Below are 1,885 nucleotides of genomic sequence, written 5' to 3'. Positions count from 1 at the left end.
CTGGTGAGAAGTATTGTTGAGTACCGCTACGTGATTAATATTGATTTGTGTAAAACGTTGTGCTAATAGAAAGATCCGACTCATATACCACGTCAAGATTTATGGTTATTGTTTTTAGTTCCTATATACGCCTGATGTGAATTAAAAAAGAGTCTCATAGCATAAGGCTTTCAAGCTTTGTTCAAAATTTGGTTTTTCAGACTATGGACGTAATACCAGTAGTTTTGGCGATCAATTCACATTAGACGTTATATCAAAACTGATTTATAAAGCACTGCTGATAAAATCAAAGCACTAATTTCTATACATCTGCAAAAAATATAGATTACCAAAAACAATTTCGCACAAAGTAGCCATTCGGCACTGAATAGCTAACCATTTTATAGCCGCTATGTAATAAATAATTATAAATCTGATTTTTATTCGGATTTGCAAGATTGAAATCATGAATCTCGATGATGATGATTTTGGGATGATAAACATCTAAATCAAGTGAAGCTAAAACCTGAAAATCATGTCCTTCTACGTCAATAGAAAGCAAATCAAATTCTTTCGGTGTATTATACCTGTCAATAATTTCGTTAAGTGTTACGGTTTCTACAACTTTTTGATAAGTAATATCACTTAACTTATTCCACCGAGCTATATGATTCTCATCCAATGAGGAAAAAAAAGAGTTCTTAAACTGCGTAAAAACTCAAAAAGTTTTTACATCAGATATAACAGCACACAAACTAATATCTTTTGATATTACACTTGAATATTTTTATATTAAATAACTATTGGCCTCAATATTTAATCCTATCCAACCTAATTTATAAAGTTGAAATGTATTAGAGTATTGACGAGGATGGTTGCAACCAACATCAACGTAGTAGTTTTTAGATTGAACCGCATCCTCGCCAGTTATCCCCATTAATTTGACTTGTCGCAGATTAATTATCATCAATATTGTCTGAATAATTCGATCTTCTCCCGTCTGAGAATAAGATGTTATGCAGTGAGGATCAATAAATCTTACGACAAATTCAAGTAAAATATAACGAATTGCTTCGATTACATTAAATTGTGTGAAATATAATTTAATTCTATTGTTGATCGTATTCAAAGTCATCCTAACTTCACCATCATTGTTTTAATTAATTTATGGCAATATTTCTAATCCATTCTTTTACCTTTTCCACTGAAATGGTAAAATTTGAGTCTTCTGAAGTCGATGTTTCGGATTGACCTGTTAAGTAGTAATAATTCAGTCCCCTGCAACACGAAATAGACCAATAGCAGGTTCCTCCTCTTGGTACATTACTACCGAAAAGTTCCAAGACATATGAACCCTTATTAGTAAACATCAAGTTAACGAGGCCAGCACCATGAGGTGCAATAATGATTTCTGCCACCTGGAATAAATTAACTTGATCGGCCAAAGCTAGATTTGACAGAGTGCAAATTTTAAATCCTTCTGAGTGAAGAAAAATGCAGAGTTCGTGCTCATTAATAAGTTGACGTTTATCACTATCTTGCCTAGAAATGTATATTTTTTTTGAATAAGTATTAGTAGATAATTTTTGCTTTTGTTTTAAACTCCACGAAGTAATATTATTACTCACCCATTCCAGAGCCTCAGGTAAATCCATTCCTGAATATGTAGCAGGAGGAGACCAAAGCAGCTTTCCTAATTCAAGTCTCTCATCGTGTTTGCAAATTACTATCTTATCTGGAGACGAAATTCCAAGTGCTTTGAGAGAGTCATAGAAAACGTGATTAAAATTATGAGGAACAAGGAACTTTGTTTCTTTAGGAAGCAAAGGCAAAATTTGATAAAGTCTCTGGAGAATATCAGTCATCCAGTGATAATGAGCACCTGGACAATATGCAATTAAGCTAT

At 32.9% G+C, this 1,885-nt stretch carries 2 protein-coding genes; both read right to left on the bottom strand.

Translation table 11 applies throughout. The annotated features are described in order from the left end of the window. Positions 1-325: 325 nt before the first annotated feature. Positions 326-661 carry an FkbM family methyltransferase gene (locus F6J94_RS33495; RefSeq protein WP_293048194.1) on the bottom strand — a complete coding sequence of 112 codons (336 nt, stop codon included), beginning with the start codon at positions 659-661 and terminating at the stop codon, positions 326-328. Positions 662-1,139: 478 nt separating this feature from the next. Then, on the bottom strand, positions 1,140-1,885 hold a 746-nt coding region (locus tag F6J94_RS33490; RefSeq protein ID WP_293048192.1), incomplete at its 5' end, for a glycosyltransferase family 61 protein.

The organism is Moorena sp. SIO1F2 (assembly GCF_010672755.1).
Taxonomy (GTDB): domain Bacteria; phylum Cyanobacteriota; class Cyanobacteriia; order Cyanobacteriales; family Coleofasciculaceae; genus Moorena.
Note: the sequence above shows the minus strand (reverse complement) of the source record. Positions and strands in the feature narration are given on the sequence as shown.